Annotated in this window: 21 protein-coding genes, 1 tRNA gene and 1 pseudogene; 6 read left to right on the top strand and 17 right to left on the bottom strand. The window is 44.7% G+C overall.

Features of this window, described 5'->3' with window-relative positions; translation table 11 throughout:
• The 3 genes and pseudogenes from CS562_RS25010 to CS562_RS24995 all read right to left on the bottom strand — a co-directional run.
• Positions 1-842: pseudogene (locus tag CS562_RS25010) on the bottom strand (NAD(P)-binding domain-containing protein); the annotation flags it as partial.
• 170 nt (positions 843-1012) lie between these two features.
• The gene (locus CS562_RS25005) at positions 1013-1612 is read right to left on the bottom strand and encodes a hypothetical protein (RefSeq protein ID WP_076288203.1); all 600 of its coding nucleotides are present in this window, start codon (positions 1610-1612) and stop codon (positions 1013-1015) included.
• Between the two features lie 521 nt (positions 1613-2133).
• On the bottom strand, positions 2134-3426 hold the full coding sequence (locus CS562_RS24995) for an MFS transporter (RefSeq protein WP_099858504.1): 1293 nt from the start codon (positions 3424-3426) through the stop codon (positions 2134-2136).
• 294 nt (positions 3427-3720) lie between these two features.
• On the opposite strand from CS562_RS24995, the gene CS562_RS24990 reads away from it, so the two are divergent.
• Positions 3721-5196, top strand: coding sequence for an aminotransferase class I/II-fold pyridoxal phosphate-dependent enzyme (locus CS562_RS24990; RefSeq protein ID WP_063565751.1), 1476 nt, complete (start codon positions 3721-3723; stop codon positions 5194-5196).
• A gap of 239 nt (positions 5197-5435) precedes the next feature.
• Here CS562_RS24990 and CS562_RS24985 read toward each other — a convergent pair whose 3' ends face one another.
• The 9 genes from CS562_RS24985 to CS562_RS24945 form a co-directional block, all read right to left on the bottom strand.
• The gene (locus CS562_RS24985; RefSeq protein WP_063565566.1) at positions 5436-5753 is read right to left on the bottom strand and encodes a DUF1292 domain-containing protein; all 318 of its coding nucleotides are present in this window, start codon (positions 5751-5753) and stop codon (positions 5436-5438) included.
• A 97-nt stretch (positions 5754-5850) separates the two neighbouring features.
• The gene (locus tag CS562_RS24980; protein WP_076288201.1) at positions 5851-6405 is read right to left on the bottom strand and encodes a stalk domain-containing protein; all 555 of its coding nucleotides are present in this window, start codon (positions 6403-6405) and stop codon (positions 5851-5853) included.
• Positions 6406-6633: 228 nt separating this feature from the next.
• Positions 6634-6831, bottom strand: a complete 198-nt coding sequence (locus CS562_RS24975; protein ID WP_072735367.1) for a hypothetical protein — start codon at positions 6829-6831, stop codon at positions 6634-6636.
• Between the two features lie 100 nt (positions 6832-6931).
• Complete coding sequence (locus tag CS562_RS24970) at positions 6932-7672, bottom strand: SDR family oxidoreductase (RefSeq protein WP_099858503.1); 741 nt, start codon at positions 7670-7672, stop codon at positions 6932-6934.
• A 6-nt stretch (positions 7673-7678) separates the two neighbouring features.
• Positions 7679-8293: a TetR/AcrR family transcriptional regulator gene (locus CS562_RS24965; protein WP_076288198.1), complete on the bottom strand. Its 615-nt coding sequence runs from the start codon at positions 8291-8293 to the stop codon at positions 7679-7681.
• 183 nt (positions 8294-8476) lie between these two features.
• On the bottom strand, positions 8477-8656 hold the full coding sequence (locus CS562_RS33085; RefSeq protein WP_053784269.1) for a hypothetical protein: 180 nt from the start codon (positions 8654-8656) through the stop codon (positions 8477-8479).
• Between the two features lie 86 nt (positions 8657-8742).
• Complete coding sequence (locus CS562_RS24955; RefSeq protein ID WP_099858502.1) at positions 8743-9303, bottom strand: YdhK family protein; 561 nt, start codon at positions 9301-9303, stop codon at positions 8743-8745.
• 237 nt (positions 9304-9540) lie between these two features.
• Entirely contained in the window at positions 9541-9960 is a 420-nt protein-coding gene (locus CS562_RS24950; protein ID WP_064636540.1) for an organic hydroperoxide resistance protein, read from the bottom strand.
• Between the two features lie 225 nt (positions 9961-10185).
• Positions 10186-11382 carry an NADH-dependent flavin oxidoreductase gene (locus tag CS562_RS24945; RefSeq protein ID WP_076288196.1) on the bottom strand — a complete coding sequence of 399 codons (1197 nt, stop codon included), beginning with the start codon at positions 11380-11382 and terminating at the stop codon, positions 10186-10188.
• A 126-nt stretch (positions 11383-11508) separates the two neighbouring features.
• Between CS562_RS24945 and CS562_RS24940 the strand changes: the two genes are divergently transcribed.
• Entirely contained in the window at positions 11509-11844 is a 336-nt protein-coding gene (locus tag CS562_RS24940; RefSeq protein WP_076288195.1) for a winged helix-turn-helix transcriptional regulator, read from the top strand.
• 136 nt (positions 11845-11980) lie between these two features.
• On the opposite strand, the gene CS562_RS24935 is transcribed toward CS562_RS24940, so the two are convergent.
• A tRNA-Val gene (locus CS562_RS24935) sits at positions 11981-12053 on the bottom strand.
• A gap of 144 nt (positions 12054-12197) precedes the next feature.
• On the opposite strand from CS562_RS24935, the gene CS562_RS24930 reads away from it, so the two are divergent.
• The 3 genes from CS562_RS24930 (at position 12198) to CS562_RS24920 (ending at position 13479) form a co-directional block, all read left to right on the top strand.
• Positions 12198-12452 carry a hypothetical protein gene (locus CS562_RS24930; protein WP_076288194.1) on the top strand — a complete coding sequence of 85 codons (255 nt, stop codon included), beginning with the start codon at positions 12198-12200 and terminating at the stop codon, positions 12450-12452.
• Positions 12453-12688: 236 nt separating this feature from the next.
• A complete protein-coding gene (locus CS562_RS24925) occupies positions 12689-13132 on the top strand; it encodes a GNAT family N-acetyltransferase (protein ID WP_076288307.1) in 444 nt (147 codons plus the stop codon).
• A 110-nt stretch (positions 13133-13242) separates the two neighbouring features.
• Entirely contained in the window at positions 13243-13479 is a 237-nt protein-coding gene (locus tag CS562_RS24920) for a DUF3892 domain-containing protein (protein WP_076288193.1), read from the top strand.
• Between the two features lie 61 nt (positions 13480-13540).
• Here the strand turns inward: CS562_RS24920 and CS562_RS24915 are convergent, their stop codons facing one another.
• From CS562_RS24915 to CS562_RS24900, 4 genes are all read right to left on the bottom strand, one after another.
• Complete coding sequence (locus CS562_RS24915) at positions 13541-13822, bottom strand: hypothetical protein (protein WP_076288192.1); 282 nt, start codon at positions 13820-13822, stop codon at positions 13541-13543.
• The gene (locus tag CS562_RS24910; RefSeq protein WP_076288191.1) at positions 13816-14028 is read right to left on the bottom strand and encodes a hypothetical protein; all 213 of its coding nucleotides are present in this window, start codon (positions 14026-14028) and stop codon (positions 13816-13818) included. The genes CS562_RS24915 and CS562_RS24910 overlap by 7 nt, the downstream gene beginning before the upstream one ends.
• A 166-nt stretch (positions 14029-14194) precedes the next feature.
• On the bottom strand, positions 14195-14515 hold the full coding sequence (locus CS562_RS24905) for a DUF3889 domain-containing protein (protein ID WP_076288190.1): 321 nt from the start codon (positions 14513-14515) through the stop codon (positions 14195-14197).
• A 54-nt stretch (positions 14516-14569) separates the two neighbouring features.
• Positions 14570-14866 carry a hypothetical protein gene (locus tag CS562_RS24900; RefSeq protein ID WP_099858501.1) on the bottom strand — a complete coding sequence of 99 codons (297 nt, stop codon included), beginning with the start codon at positions 14864-14866 and terminating at the stop codon, positions 14570-14572.
• 229 nt (positions 14867-15095) lie between these two features.
• Between CS562_RS24900 and CS562_RS24895 the strand changes: the two genes are divergently transcribed.
• The gene (locus CS562_RS24895) at positions 15096-15998 is read left to right on the top strand and encodes a manganese catalase family protein (RefSeq protein ID WP_099858500.1); all 903 of its coding nucleotides are present in this window, start codon (positions 15096-15098) and stop codon (positions 15996-15998) included.
• Positions 15999-16060 lie beyond the last annotated feature (62 nt).

Raw genomic sequence — 16060 nt, 5'->3', positions numbered from 1 at the left:
CCATTGGTTTGCCCGTTTCTGGATCGTATTTGGAGAAGATGTCTGCTGTGATTTCGATCAAGTAGCTGTCCAGCTCTCCTTGATTCCATTCTGTAAAGATGGCGTGAAGCTCCTCAACGGACACATTCAACACGGATTTGAGCAGGTGGTAAGCTTCACCAATCAGCTGCATATCTCCGTATTCGATACCGTTATGCACCATTTTTNTCAACGGACACATTCAACACGGATTTGAGCAGGTGGTAAGCTTCACCAATCAGCTGCATATCTCCGTATTCGATACCGTTATGCACCATTTTTACATAGTGTCCGGCACCATCTGGTCCGATATATGTACAACAAGGATCGTCACCGACTTTGGCCGAAATGGCTGTCAGGATCGGTTCAACCAGCTTGTACGCACTCTCTTGTCCACCTGGCATAATTGCAGGGCCTTTCAGAGCGCCTTCTTCCCCACCGGATACACCTGTACCGATGAAGCGAATGCCTTTGTCTTCCAGCTCTTTGCTGCGACGTTGTGTGTCAGGGAAGTATGCGTTACCGCCATCAATGATGATGTCGCCCTCATCCAAATGAGGAAGCAGTTGTTCAATGGTAGCGTCGGTTGCATAACCAGCTTGTACCATGATCAGGATTTTGCGCGGGGATTCCAGGGATGCCACAAACTCTTCAATAGAGAATGTGCCTGTCAGGTTTTTACCTTCGGCTTCTTTCAGAAGATCGTTGGTTTTCTCCGGGGAACGGTTAAATACCGATACCGTGAAACCTCTGCTTTCAATGTTAAGGGCCAAATTTTTGCCCATTACTGCAAGTCCAATGACACCGATCTGTTGTTTCGCCATCTGGTCCTCCATCCTTTGCTCCAATTAATTTTATTGAATGAATTCTCAACAATACCCCCATTTTAACGGTTTTACGCATAGAAGTGAACCCCGGACCATGGTCGCACAGCGAGAAAACACCCCAATTACCTGAGGTGTTCATCGTATTTTCATAAATACAGCGTTATATTTCAACCTTCCAGCATCAACATGTACCCTGACAACTGCTTTAGGACTTTACGACAGGCATCTGCTTTTTCGATATTATCCGTCTGAATGGCGGCATGCAGACGCTCCAGTTCATCATCTACTTCCATGCGCAGCAGCATGAGTCGCTCCTCACCTTCGCGCGAGAGGAACATTTCTTCCATCTCTTCCGCCGTCGGCGCAGGTTCCTTTTGAAAAATAACACGCTGTTTGAACCCGGATACTTCAACGAGACGAATGACTTCACCGAACAAAATATTTTCCACGGTCATCTGCTGATCCTTAAAGCGTTTCACAACGGCATGCCCACGTGTATCCCCAATCAGCTTCTCTAACCATTCCGCAAGTTTTGCATCCTTAATAATATAATCTCCCGTCATTTTGTAATTCCCACTGCGCGTCTGTTGAAAACGGAGCTTTACCAGCTTGCGTCCGGTGCGGACTGACAGAATAAAAAAGGATTCGTCCTCGCTCCAATATAGTGAATACCCCTCACGAATAAGGTCTTTGATCAAATTTTGGATATGCCGACGGTTGAACCGCAGCTCCAGATTGCAATATTCAACTTCATAACTCTTATTCACGGCACTCCCTCCATCTGTACCGGAGATGCTCCGGCCATCTTCTTCAATCGCTTCTACTCAATCGGCTTACCCTATTTTATACTTCATTTTATGTAAGGGTACTTGGTTATTTGACTATTTTTCACCGATTGATCCGGAGGATCGCAGCTTTCCGCAGATGCACAGGGGCAAGCCCCCGTTTTTCATGTTATAACGGATGCGAAATGGAGGTATGCAGAGGTCATGTGCGGACTGCGAGTTGATCGGAATGATCCGCTGGCTGCAGATCGGGACAAGTTCCTGGAAACAGTTCGTTCAAGGTTCAAAACACTGCTGCCGCTCTATAAGATGTCTATGTCTTAAGCAGACATGGAGTACCGTGAACAGTTAGCTCCCGAAGTTGACTACTACGGCGGGCAGAATAATCTTCACGTCGTTAGCTAAATAGATGGACTATGCTACATAAAAAGGGAGTTCCATAACCTGTACGGTTGCCGGAACTCCCTTTTCTTATTAGATCAACCTTACCAGGCTTCACCGCATCATTTAGCAGGAGCTGTACGATACGGTTTACGGGATAACACATAGTGCACAACGGCAAGTCCAGCCATAACGACAGCACTTCCTATAAATGGAGCAGGATGACTAATGTGATCCCACAGCAGTCCGGATACAATCGGTCCTACGACCATGCCTGATCCCTGAAGGGTCAGGAAGAAACCCCAGATCGCTCCGCGTTCTCCTTTGGGAATCAATGTGGCTACAAATGCATTCCAGGCCGGGAGAATCATCGCATAGCTGACACCAACCAGCATGACGATGCCGAACACAACAGGAATAGACGTAATGGAAGAAAAAGCAAACAGACTTGCTGCTGCCATTAAAAAACCGATGTTCAGGAACGGTGCCGTGCCAAACCGGTCTACCATTTTCCCTACAGGCAGCAGTGCAATGACCGTAATCCCTCCACCGGCTATCAACAACAAGCTGTACAGGTTGGGCGAGATGTGCAGATCTGTGCGAGTGTATAGCGTAATCACAGGACTGAGCAGACCAATAACAAAGGACTGCATGAACAGTGCAGGATATACGAGCGGATTCACGTTAAGTGTACTGCGTACCCGTTGCAATGTGCCCTGGACACTGTTTTTGAGTCGGATGAAAGGCGTAAGAATATTCGGTTTAGCCGGATATTTCATATCTGTCCGCTTAGTCTCACTTTCCGCATGCTCACCCTCAACAACGACACGTCCGGGCAGAATCAAAGCGACCAGAATAACCAGAATTGCAACACCCATCAACACCAGGAAAATGGTGCGATAGTCGTGATGCGTCCGCTCCAATAGCCAGTTCATGCCGATCGGCCCAAGTCCAGTTCCTCCAAGTGCCGCCATCTCCAGCGCACCCATGGCTGTACCGTTCTTGTTCTGCGGCCCCGACATCGCGGTCACGCCCGTCATGGCGCAAGGCCAAAGGGGTGACGTACCAACTCCAAGAATGAGACAAGCCATGGCAAGGCCAAATGCACTTTTGAAAAAGATAATCATGATTACAGCTACTAATGTACAAATTAGGGCCGTCACCATTGTCGCGCGGAACCCGATCCGTTCTGCTGCCCAGCCAGAGGGAGCCCTGAACAGATTATCTCCCAAATATTGAAGGGCAAAGGCCACACCTATTACGCCAGCTGACAAGCCCAGAATATTGTCCATATACACGGGCAAAATAGCGACCAGCAGAGCACCCTTGATGATTTCAACTAGAAAAAGCGTTAGCCACATGGCTATAAAGAAAGGTGATCGCAGGATTTTGGCTGGTTTTGTATTGGTTTGCATTCTTTTTCCCCTTTCGATGCTTGCTTGCCCATCTCCTATCCTTACTGTAACCCTCGGGGATGTGTCCAAATCTCAGCAATTCGAAAAATTGTCAAGCAATACTGCTTGCATTCGGTTCTTAATTTGCTATACTCAAATTTGTTTGAGATTACAAAATGATAAGTTATCAGCAAAGCTGAACTAAATCCGTGATCGCAAGAAAAACATCCGCTACATGCGGTCTGTCTTCATAGAATTTACGTCGAAAGACGTTTTTCTTACAAATTATAATTAGGAAAGGTTGTGACAGCACTGATGGATCACCGCCGTACGCCGCTGTTTACCGCTTTAAAAAATCACGCGGCACTCAATCCGGTGCAATTTCATATTCCGGGACATAAAAAAGGATTGGGAACGGACACCGAATTTCGTGAATTTATCGGCGATAATGCCCTCTCCATAGATTTGATTAACATCGCACCGCTAGATGATTTGCATCAGCCAACCGGTGTCATTGAGGAAGCGCAGATTCTGGCAGCCGATGCCTTCGGAGCCGATTATACCTATTTTAGTGTACAAGGCACAAGCAGTGCCATCATGACCATGATTCTGTCCGTATGTGAACCGGGTGACAAGATTATTGTGCCCCGTAATGTGCATAAATCGGTCATGTCTGCCATCATTTTCTCAGGAGCGAAACCCGTGTTCGTCTCTCCTGCGCAGGATGCCAATCTAGGAATCGATCACGGTGTCACTACAGGCGCGATCCGACGTGCCCTTGAGCGTCATCCCGATGCCAAGGCATTGCTCGTCATTAACCCAACGTACTTCGGTGTATGTACCGATCTAAAAGAAATTGTTGAACTGGCGCATAGCTATCAGGTCCCAGTACTTGTGGATGAAGCGCATGGCGTACTCATTCATTTCCATGAAGATCTGCCGCTCTCAGCCATGGCCGCCGGGGCTGATATGGCTGCGACGAGTGTACACAAGCTGGGTGGTTCGATGACTCAGAGTTCTGTACTCAATCTGAACACGAAGAATGGTTATGTGAATCCGCAACGTGTACAAACTATTCTGAGTATGTTGACTTCAACGTCGACTTCCTACATCCTGCTGGCTTCGCTCGACACGTCGAGACGTAATCTGGCTCTGAATGGCCATCAGATGGCACAGAAGGCCATTGATTTGGCTGAGTTTGCAAGACGCTCCATTAATGATATGGACGGACTGTATTGCTTCGGCAGAGAGCTGCTGGGCACAGAGGCTACCTTTAATTACGACCCAACCAAAGTAACCATTCATGTTCGCCACCTGGGAATTACAGGCTACGAAACAGAGAACTGGCTACGTGAGCATTACAAAATCGAGGTGGAGCTCAGTGATATGTATAATATTCTGTGCCTCATCACGCCGGGAGATACGGATGACTCCGTAGAAATCTTGCTGAACGCCCTGCAGGATCTATCCCGTACGTATTATCAAGTGAATCCAGCCCATGAGCTGGTGGTTAAGGTTCCAGATGTACCACAGCTGATGCTGACTCCACGTGATGCGTTCTATGGTGATACCGAAGTCATTCCTTTCAAGGAATCCGCAGGTCGGATTATTTCGGAATTCATCTACGTATATCCACCAGGAATTCCGATTCTGCTGCCAGGTGAGGTTATCACTCAGGAAAACATCGACTACATCATTGATCATGTTGAAGTTGGACTGCCTGTAAAAGGACCTGAAGACCGTAGCGTAACCAATGTAAAAGTCATCGTGGAAGCAGATGCGATTTTCTAGAACAGCCACCTCTTCATGAGGTTGATCGATCTCTAAGGACCAAGCGGGGTGCTTGGTCCTTTTTATTTTTTTCTCCACACAGACTTGTCCTGCCTTGTGTTATGATCGCTGTCTTATTTGCATTTTCCCACCTATTCACTGTCCCTATGGCAAGAAAAAATAGCATATACACCTAATAAAAAGCAAACAAAAGGCCCCCTGTGATCAAGGAGCCTTCTTGTTTTATTCCAAAAGGATGACTATTCTTGGCTTGCAACGAGTTCGTTGTACGCCGCTTCAACACGGGTCCACTCTTCTTCGTCTTCAATATTGTAGAGCACCATTTCCTCGTCTTCTTCTTCCATACGCAGAATGATGCCGTCAGCTTCAGGATTGTTACGTTCCAGCAGGAGCGCATAAACATGCTTCTCCACGTCAAACGTCTCCACCAGAACCATTTCCACGTCATTTCCGTTCTCGTCTGTCAGTGTCAGAAGAACTTCTTCATGCTCGTGGTCGTGGTCGTGGTCTTGACCGCATCCGCAGGCATCGCCGTGTTCATGTGTGTGATCGCTCATTGATATACCTCGCTTTATAAATAGAAATTGTGTAACCTTGCATATCGTAACATGTTCAATGGTCCAGGTCAATTTAACCGCCAAGGTTATTTTTGCTTCAATCGTTCAGTGCGGTAATGATTTTCTCGGCTGCCAGCACATAATTACTATTTGCATTTTCTTTAATATAAAAACCGACTTGGTACTTGCCAGCCCGGCTGAAATCATACGTAAAATCGTACGTTCGGAACCAGAAGTTATCCTTCTGAGTCTTGAGCTCTTGAGACTGAATATCCTTAACCTCACCACTTGGATTGGTAATCGTCACCTTCACGGCAGCTATATCCGTCGTCAAACTGTCGACTTGTGAGAACACATTAAATTTCAACTTACCCACGTTTACGTTGCCAAACACGGTATCTCCCTTGAAGAGAAAAATATGTACATTCGGTTTGATAACCGTTACTCTCTTGTTTGTGCTATCCCATCTGGCGATTCCGCCCGCTTCCCTTACAGGTACATAGGTCGTTCCGTCAATCAGATAACCACCGTCAGCTGCTTCCTTGCCGTTAATGAGAACCCGAATCTTCTCGTTCACTGAATCTGCAAACAATAAAGACCCGCCGAGCAAGGAGAATACTGTGACACACAGCAAAATTCTTTTCCATTTCATTCCGTCAATATTCCCTCCCCTGCTGCTAGCTGTTGTACATTTATACTGCAGGTTCATCCACAAAGTTGCGCTGTTTTTCATCATTTTTCATTTTTTATCCAGAATATTTTCCACCCCTTGGAACGATCAAAAAGAGGCGTTCCTTGTTAAAGGACGCCCCTATAGTATAGTTGTTGGCAATACGTAATTATACGAACTTCTTCTGGGTCAATTTTATTATGCTGCTAACTACGAAGTATGACGAGTTAATATACAAGGTACGCCCTTGCCCACAGCTCCATCGGTTCGCATCCGTGCTGCATAATCCATTCCTCGTGTACAGGGGGTCTTGCAACGCTCACATACATCCGAAGTAACCAATTTCATGGATACACGAAGTTTGTCACTCTTTAACGCGGGAGCTTTTTTTCCCTTTGCTTTTGCCATCCCGGATTCCCCATTTCCCCAATTGCTTGCTGATGTAATGCATCATATGGGGATTCGCCCGGTTGTGTGTCAAAAGGGGTAAACTTCGTGCATGATATCCTTAAATGAAACCGCCGTTTGCACGTAGCGTCTGTCCTGTAACCCATTGCGATTCTTCACTGACGAGGAATGAGATCACATTTGCAATGTCTTCCGGTTCACCCAGACGACCAAATGCATTCATTTTACGCATTCCTTCGAGCTGCTGCTCCGTCTTCCCAACAGAAAACAATTCGGTATTCACGGGACCTGGTGCAACAGCATTAATAGTGATTTGTCTGGAGCCAAATTCCTTCGCAAGCTGACGAGTAATCTGTTCAACTGCTCCTTTGGTACCTGCGTACACGCTGTATCCCGGAAACATCTGTCCAGTTACAGAAGTGGAGAAGTTAACGATTCGGCCCTGGTCCTCCATGTGTTTCAACGCTTGCTGACAAGCAAAAAATGTACCTTTTACATTAATCGCAAACTGCTGATCGAATTCTTCCTCAGTCACATCTGCCAAAGGAGTTGTCTTCATGATGCCTGCATTGTTGATCAGAATATCGATTTTTCCAAGCTGGTTAATCGTTTCGGAAAATAAACGCTCCACATCTTCCTTCCGGGCAAGGTCAGCCTGAACGGTAATGGCACGAACTCCTTTTTGGCGAGCAATATCTGCAACCTGCTCTGCTTTGTCGGGGCTACTCGTGTAGTTAATGACGACATCCGCGCCCATTTCAGCGAGTTGCTCAGCTATAGCACGTCCGATCCCCCGGGATGAGCCTGTTACAACGGCCACTTTACCAGTTAGCTTTTTCATTTACAATTACTCCCTCTCTTGTTCCAAATGTAATAATCCCTTTTCGATCAACAACCACACCTGTGCAAATTCCGCATCAATTGTAGGGCTTTGCCATTCATAGGCATGTGCCGGATGATGAAAACGAGCTGTAGCTTGAAGGATCGCAGTTGCAACCACATCTGGTTTGTTAAATTGGAAATGATTCTCCTGCTGGATAATCTCACTCAGATGACGTACAAGATGTTGCACATGTTTAGCGATAATATCTGCGGATTCCTGGGTTACCCGTGCGTACATTTCAAACAACTCTGCATCGGATTCGGCATAATGACGTTTACGAGCGATTAACACTTCTATATATACTTTCAAATGACGTGTTCCCTCACCGTTGTAACTCTGATCCTTAGCTATTGCCGTCAAAGGCGCGATAATCTCATCTTCGAGCCATTGTGCGGTCACGCCTTCAAGTAATTCTTTCTTGCTTTTATAGTGCCTGTAAATCGTACCGTGACTAACGCCAAGCAATTTAGCGACATCCGTAACAGATGTTTTGGCAACACCGAAGCGCCGGAGAGTTTCCTGCGTTGCTGCGATAATTTGTTCCTTGGTTAAAAATTCAGAAGTTTTGTCTTTATCCATATGATTAAGATGGTTGCACCATCCCCTAGTCACCTCCGTTGAAATTAGATTAACATACCGAATAACAAATGACAAATAATTATTTTTGTCATTTGTTATTCTTGATAATTTTATATGTACGAGCGTAAAAAAAAGAGCCCATTTAATATGGCCCTTATCCAAAGTTTTAATGTTTCTCTTTTTCTAGAACACGAATTTAAACAATACGAAGATCACCGCAAGTATCCCACCGAGAATTAGCCAATTGCTGATTTCCCACCAAATGCTTTTCCCTCCGGCTAATAGCTGTTGTTCATTTTCTTCATGACGCTGTTTGTGTGTATGTGATTCGGAGGCATGGGGCGGCTTGCTGAAGTCCATCATATACATTCCCCTTTCCAGCAACTTTAATCTTATTGTTCCAGTATAACCCATAATTGAGTGAGAATTTGATTATTCTTTGAAAAGTATTATTGAATAGACAATTCTTCTTCTGTGACCCATTTATGATTCTTCACCGGATCTCCGCCTGTGGTCGGGGTGTAATCAACCATATATACCGTCGTTTGCTCAACGGAGTCAATCGTTGCCTTAGCCCCTTTCATTCCTGGCATGTGGTCAGCGTTCAGCACAACCTCTGTTCCTGCTGCATACGGTTGATCCGTATGGTCCTGAATTTCCTCTTGGATGACCCATTTATGGTTTTTCACAGTATCTCCTCCTGTGGTTGGTGTATACGAGACTGTATACGCTATTGTCTCATAGGCTCCCACAATGGTCGCTTCTGCACCCTTCATTCCAGCCATATGGTCCGTACTCATCACGGCCTGGCTGCCCACAGGATATGTTGGATTTTTCTTTTCATGAAGCCCTTCCGGTAATTCTCCCGAATCCGAGTGGTGCATCTCTCCTGTGCTCGCTGTATGACTGTTACTACTGCTATTATGCTGCTCAGCATTCTTGCCACATCCACTTAACATCAGACTGCCCGTGATCAACGTAGTCAGCAATATCATTGCATACTTTTTCATGAGTTGCACTCCTTTGAACTTTCGTTTTCTACTCTTATAATATACCCCATATGGGTATATTTCAATCGTGATCGATTTCTTTATCTATTTTTGTATATCGCAAAAAGAATTAAAAACATATCAAAAAACCTCCGATTTCTCGGAGGCCTTCAGTATGTTGAACATTATTTTAGAAAGATGCTTCAGACTTCAATAGTGAAGTCCAGAACAAAACCGTTTTATTCGCCCTGGCAAAGATTAGGCTAGTCCCACGGTAACATTAACGTTCCCTTTGATGCCTTTGGAATATGGGCAGTAGTCATGAGCAAGTTTGACAAATTTCTGTGCTGTCTCTTCATCCAGACCCTCAATTTTAACTTCAAGTTCAACTTCCAGCTTCACACCATTATCCGTAGGGTCCGTTACTAGCATAACTGTAGCCGATACTGTGCTTCTCTCAATTTCGACTTTGTGTTTCTTCAACTGAAACTCCAGCGCTGAATTAAAGCAAGCACTGTATCCTGCTGCAAACAATTGCTCGGGATTCGTAGCTGTCGTTACTTTGCCTCCCAGTTCAGGCGGGGCAGCGACATCAAGCATAAATACGTTATCCGGCGATTGCACAATCCCTTGACGTCCACCTGTATTGATAACTGTAGTTTCGTATAATGTTTTCATGAGTATTGTCTCCTCTGTATGTTTAAATTTTATTTTGTAAAGATGATATCTCTTTTTATTTTGCTAACAATTAGATTGTACACAATTTAATTGTGTTTGTAAATCATTATTATTAAATAAAAAAAACAACCATTCCCTCATGTAAAAGCAGGAAATGGTTGCTCCGGAATTAATAAATAACTATTAATGATCCGAAAGTTGAATCTATCTAATTTAGTTTAACTTTTACATTTTCTTTTCAAAACCCTCCATCGGTGCAAGTGAATTCTGGTAGTCAGTCCCTTTCTGACTGTCGGTAGTAAAGTGCATGACCTCCCGAAACGAACCTTCCAGATAAGTCTGCATTGCCAAAGGGATACGCAGTTCATCCATATCAGACGGAGAAATTTGGTAACGAATGCTGCCAAGGTCCCCTGCTTTTACCTTCTGTACCCATTTCGGCTCGCGAATCAATTCCCGTCCGAGTGCAGCCAAAGTTGCCCCGGCGTTGATAACTTCTTCTGCGTCTTCCGGCCGCTCAATCGATCCGATACCGATCAGAGGTTTTTTGTGATCCAAAACCCGGACGAATTTAGTTAAGATCGGCTCTTTGTCATCGGGGTGATTTAATGATGTTCGTTTGTAACTTCCCATCGACAGATGAATGTAATCAACTCGCGTGTCTGTCAGAGCCTGGGCAAACGCCAAGGAGTCCTTGAGCTGGATGCCCGGCATATGAATTTCTTCCGGTGAAATCCGATAACCGAGGATGAAAGGTTTATCCGCATGGGCATCGATAACCGATGCAACCTCCTGAATGACTGCCAGCGGAAATCGCATACGATTTTCAAAGCTGCCACCCCACTGATCGGATCGTTGATTGGAATTGACGGAGAAAAATTGCTGCAACAGATACGTATTGGCCCCGTGAAGCTCTACTCCGTCAAAACCAGCTTGTATGGCCCGCAAGGTTGCCCTGCCGAAGTCCTTAATAATGCTTTCGATTTCCTCAGGTGTTAATTCACGCGGCGTCTCCGAGCCGATTGGATGTGCGGCAGCGATTGCACTCGCACTGGTGGGTTGAACACCTCTTAGCGTTTTGGAGTTCGTTTTGCGCCCTGCATGAAAGATTTGCACAATGGCTTTCGTTCCGTCTTTCTGAATGGCCCTTGCAATTTTGGACAGTCCTTTGATTGTAGAATCACTTGCGATGGATAGCTCACCTTCGAAGCCTTTTCCTCCTTCAGTTACGTATGCAACACCCGTAATGATCATACCAGGGCCACCAGCTCGTTCGGCATAATAATCGACTTCATCATTGGTAATTGAACCGTCGAAGAAACTGGACATCGTTGTCATCGGTGCCATGACCACTCTATTTTTTAGCGTAAAACCATTCGCAAATGTATAAGGCTGCAAGAAATTACGATTACTATTTTCCATATATATTCTCTCCCTTTATTAGGCTTGTTCGCCCTTGTCTCTGTTTCATGAGTTATTGTATAGTAGGGTAAAAAAGAGTATAGTATGCACTTAAAAGGTAGATACTATCTAAAAGGAGAGTGGAATATGGAAACTGCTGAGGAAGTAAACGTTAAACCATTTTCACATGCCATGTCCTTGATCGGCGGAAAATGGAAAATGCATATCTTGTTTTGGTTATGGAAAAAAGAAACATTGCGATATGGAGAATTGAAAAGAGCCTTGGAAGGCATTACGCATAAAATGCTAAGCTCTCAGCTGAAAGAATTAGAGGCCGACCAATTAATTATCCGTACAGAGTATCCACAATTACCGCCAAAAGTAGAATACTCTTTGTCTCGTGAAGGATTAACGCTGATGCCTGTGCTGGAGATTCTCTGCGATTGGGGTAAACAGAATCTTGCTGATTTGCAGAAGAGTTAGTGAACATAGCGCAGCGAAGGATATAGCTTATTTCTTCTAATTTTCGTCCCCCAATTGTCCCCCAAGGCTTCATCATGTCATCTCAAAAAAACTAGACAAAAGAAAAAAGCCCTTGCTGCGCAAGGACTTTTTGTTATGATCTGTAGTGGGCTCGAACCACTGACCCCTACCCTGTCAAGATAGTGCTCTCCCAGCTGAGCTAACAGATCATGATATCTAATTGTTTTCCAATCAAGTAACAGTATCATACCAAGTAACCGTGTTCATTGTCAATCGTTATATTGGTAATATTTTATTCGAATTGGTGCACAATAAAGGAAAGATTACCATTTTGATGACGAGGTGACTTCCATATGAGGAACATGAAAGAACGTAAACTGCGTTTATTTATCATAGCCAAAAACTTAGCCTGTCTGATTGCGCTTGTTGCATTAATATACGTTTCTGTCGGTTGTAGTTTGGAACGGGATGAACACACTGTACAATTCCAACAGTTGAAAGTACCCAATGAGGTTAATGATGACCTGCCCGTTTGGCTGGATGTGTATTCTAAGTCTGTTGTGCATGACGTTTACTCCCCACAAGGCAATGTTGAAGTCTTACCCTGAGGAACATGATGTCGCATTTCACTCATCTTCGTCCCACTTTTTGGAATATGCCTTCTTGGTCACATAATATAACAAAGCAATCATTCCGGCCGACATCAAAAGTGTGATTGCCATCACTCCCGCCATACCCATGGTTCGCACCTCCTCTCCCAGTATGTTCCAGACTTAACTATACAGGAAAAGCATTTTTTTGTATAATTCAGTCTGATAGCGTAGAGCAGAAAGAAGGTATGGAATTGGCAGCTGAGATTAGTTATGTAACAACTGAAGAACAACTCCAGAAAGCACTGGATATTCGTAATAATGTTTTTGTAATCGAGCAGCAGGTGCCTGCTGACATTGAGATTGATCAATATGATATTATCAGTCCTGATGTGCATCACGTATTGTTGAGTAAAGATGGACAGGCTGTAGCCACGGGGCGCCTGATCTATTACACCAAGGATACCGCCAAGATGCAGCGCATCGCTGTACTCAAATCTCATCGTGCGTTCGGTTATGGACGTGTGTTGCTGTTAGCCATGGAAGAACGGGCACGTGAATTGGGATTAGCCTACTCTGTTTTGGACGCGCAATGCCAGGCGCAGAAGTTCTATGAAAAGCTCGGATATGAAGTGATTTCGGAAGAGCCTTTTTATGATGCAGACATTCTGCATGTTCGTATGCAAAAGAGCTTGTAGATATCCTCTGCGTGCGATATGAAGTTATGTTATGCATACTTTTTTTTGATCCGGACAGGCTAAAGAGGTAACCAGATTCCTATTTGGTCAGATAAGGAGAGTGTGACATCATGGATCAAACGACACGCGAAAGCTTCACAGCAGTTCAAAAAAATGGTGACGGCGATCTGACTGCGTTCCAAACTTCATCTGGACGTGTGCTGGATTACCAACAGGCACTGGCAGAAGTAAAAGCAGGAGCAATTGCAGGTGTGAACGTCTTTAAAGGCAAAGACGGCGAAATGTACATTCGCGGCGACGCAGACGGCGACCCAACCAATAACCTTGATCAACTTCCTATCTTCTAATAGATGTTACGATGCCTAACAAGGCGCCAATCCGGCATTCCGGGTTGGCGTTTTTTACGTTTTAATATTCGGTAAAATATTTCACGGCATCGCCAGCAGGCTGGCTTTTGCGAATGGGTTGTGGTGCCTGCTCCCATGCTTGCAAAATGAGTATACCTTCGAGCGTAGACTTGTTCTCCCATACAATATGCTGCCTGCGCTCAAGCTCCAGCAGTGACTCATGAATGAACGCCTTGCTTCTTCCCGTCTTATTCTCCAGCTCATCCATTCGTGGCACTCTGCGCCGCTGGCCTGCATAATTCACAATTATCCGCAAAATTTTGCGTTCAAAATCATTTAGCATATTTCTTCCTTCCCTTCCTTATGGAGTACGGGACGCCATGCCAGAATACCTTGTTCCAGAAATGTTCGGGGTGACCCCTCTTTTCCTGCGGATGCTCTAATCTTCCCTTCCCGAACACTGTTGATTCGAATCTGCCGCTGTGTAATATGCCCTGCACGATCCATGTAGACGAGTTCCACCATCTGACCAATATATTTCCCTAGCATAATCATCCCTCCAATAAGAACATGTGTTTGTTTTATTATATGCGAACATAAGTTCTTTATTCAATAACTAAAAAAAGGATTTTTTTGAAATAAAAAAACCAGACTCACTCCCTTTCATAGGGAAGTCTGGTTCCTATCCTGCCTTGCTATGCAGATCATCTTCAGTTTAACGTCGATCCGATTCCGTGAATTGTACTTTTTTCAGCTGCTGGGTAGACGGGTTAAAATCAACATTCACAAATACAGCAAATTGTTTACCGTCTTTATTACGTACCCATAACTTGAACTGTTCACGGGACTGGTCTGCTGTTAACGAAGTGCGGCCAATATGTTTGTAATCCAAAATGTCCACGTTGTACTTGGTTTGTGTTTCTTTCACTGCAATGATTCCCCACTTCGCATAATCCGGAATCGCAGTTGCTGAACTGGTTGTTAGTCCACTTAAACTTAGTACCACTGTCATTAGGGCTACGATGAGCATTCTCATTTCATTCACTCCTTGGGGCAATGTTTACGTTAGCCTGCCCTGTAGAAGTTTATTTTACACCAGTAGACGAATGATAAACGTAATCGGTTGCTGGAGCAATTGAATCGTACTGATCGACAACTTATACCGTTCTATTGGTGATTTGAAGCTTATCCCCCAGTCACCATCCAATAAAAGATTTCGCGGTGGTGGATCTTCCGGCTTTTCCAAACCGTACTTTTCTATAAGCTTGTCTTTTCTTTGTTGATCCAACTCACTCGAATAATTTGCATATGCTGCCGTCACATCGCTACATCCAAAAACGACAAGCAGGAGGACACCCCATCCCACCATAATCCAACTTTTGCGCACTCTCAGTTTCTCCTTCATTAATTCAGATAATGACTACCATACTTAACTTCATTCGTCCTGATTGTACATAAATAACACGGGATTGGAAATAACAAATGTAGACTCAATTACATACGCCTTAAGCCTCATTTGCAAAATTATGGGTTTAGCGTATTCGATAAACGTGTAATAGGCCATGACAGCATCACTTCATTATTCTGAGCAATCATTTCGAGGAGGTTACACCCGAATGTTCAAACGTATGGATGAAATCGCAATTGAAATCCCCAATGTCGAGAGACCGGACCCGAATGCAGCGGCAGCAATACAAGAATTGCTGGGTGGTAAATTCGGAGAGATGTCAACGTTGAACAATTACCTCTATCAATCGTTTAATTTTCGTTCCAAAGAAAAATTGAAACCCTTCTACGATCTGGTGATGAGTATCACCGCGGAAGAATTAGGTCATGTAGAGCTTGTGTCTCATGGCATTAACAAGTGCCTCAGAGGTTCCACTGAGTACAAAGAGCCTGACGATACACCACTTAGTTCCGTGAAGGATGCGCGTCTCTCCTATCATTTCCTGGCTGGCGCACAGGGAGCAATGCCTTTCGACTCCATGGGCAATCCCTGGACAGGAGCCAATGTCTTCAACAGCGGTAATCTGGTTGAAGATCTGCTGCATAACTTTTTCCTCGAATGCGGAGCACGTACACATAAAATGAAAGTTTATGAAATGACCGATCACCCTGCAGCCCGGGCAGTTGTTGGCTATTTGCTGGTACGTGGTGGTGTGCATGTGGTCGCTTATGCTAAAGCGCTTGAAATCGCAACCGGAGTGAATGTAACCAAATTGGTGCCGATTCCATCCCTGAGCAACAAATCCTTTAACGAAGCGTGGAAATACGAAGAAAAAGGCCTACACACCAAGCTGTATACCTATAGTGATAAAGACTTTACTGCGATCAGTCAGATCTGGAAAGGGACACACCCTGAAGATGGACAACCGCTGGAAGTCATTCAAGGCGTCCCTGAAGGATACCCGATTCCGGAAGCTCCTGCAGTGGAAGAAGAATTCGCACCAGGTATATCGCAGGAAGACTTCCAGGAAATTGCACGTCGTCTGAAGATGGCAGGAAATATTGCGGATTAAGGAAGCTTTATTGTAGTGGATGTATTAGTTGTTGTTGATATGGCATGAAAATGGATTAAGCC

It is taken from the genome of Paenibacillus sp. LK1, assembly GCF_002750415.1.
In the GTDB taxonomy this organism is placed as follows: Bacteria; Bacillota; Bacilli; order Paenibacillales; family Paenibacillaceae; genus Paenibacillus; species Paenibacillus taichungensis.
The sequence above is the reverse complement of the archived record's forward strand: the minus strand, read 5'-3'. Positions and strand labels throughout refer to the sequence as shown.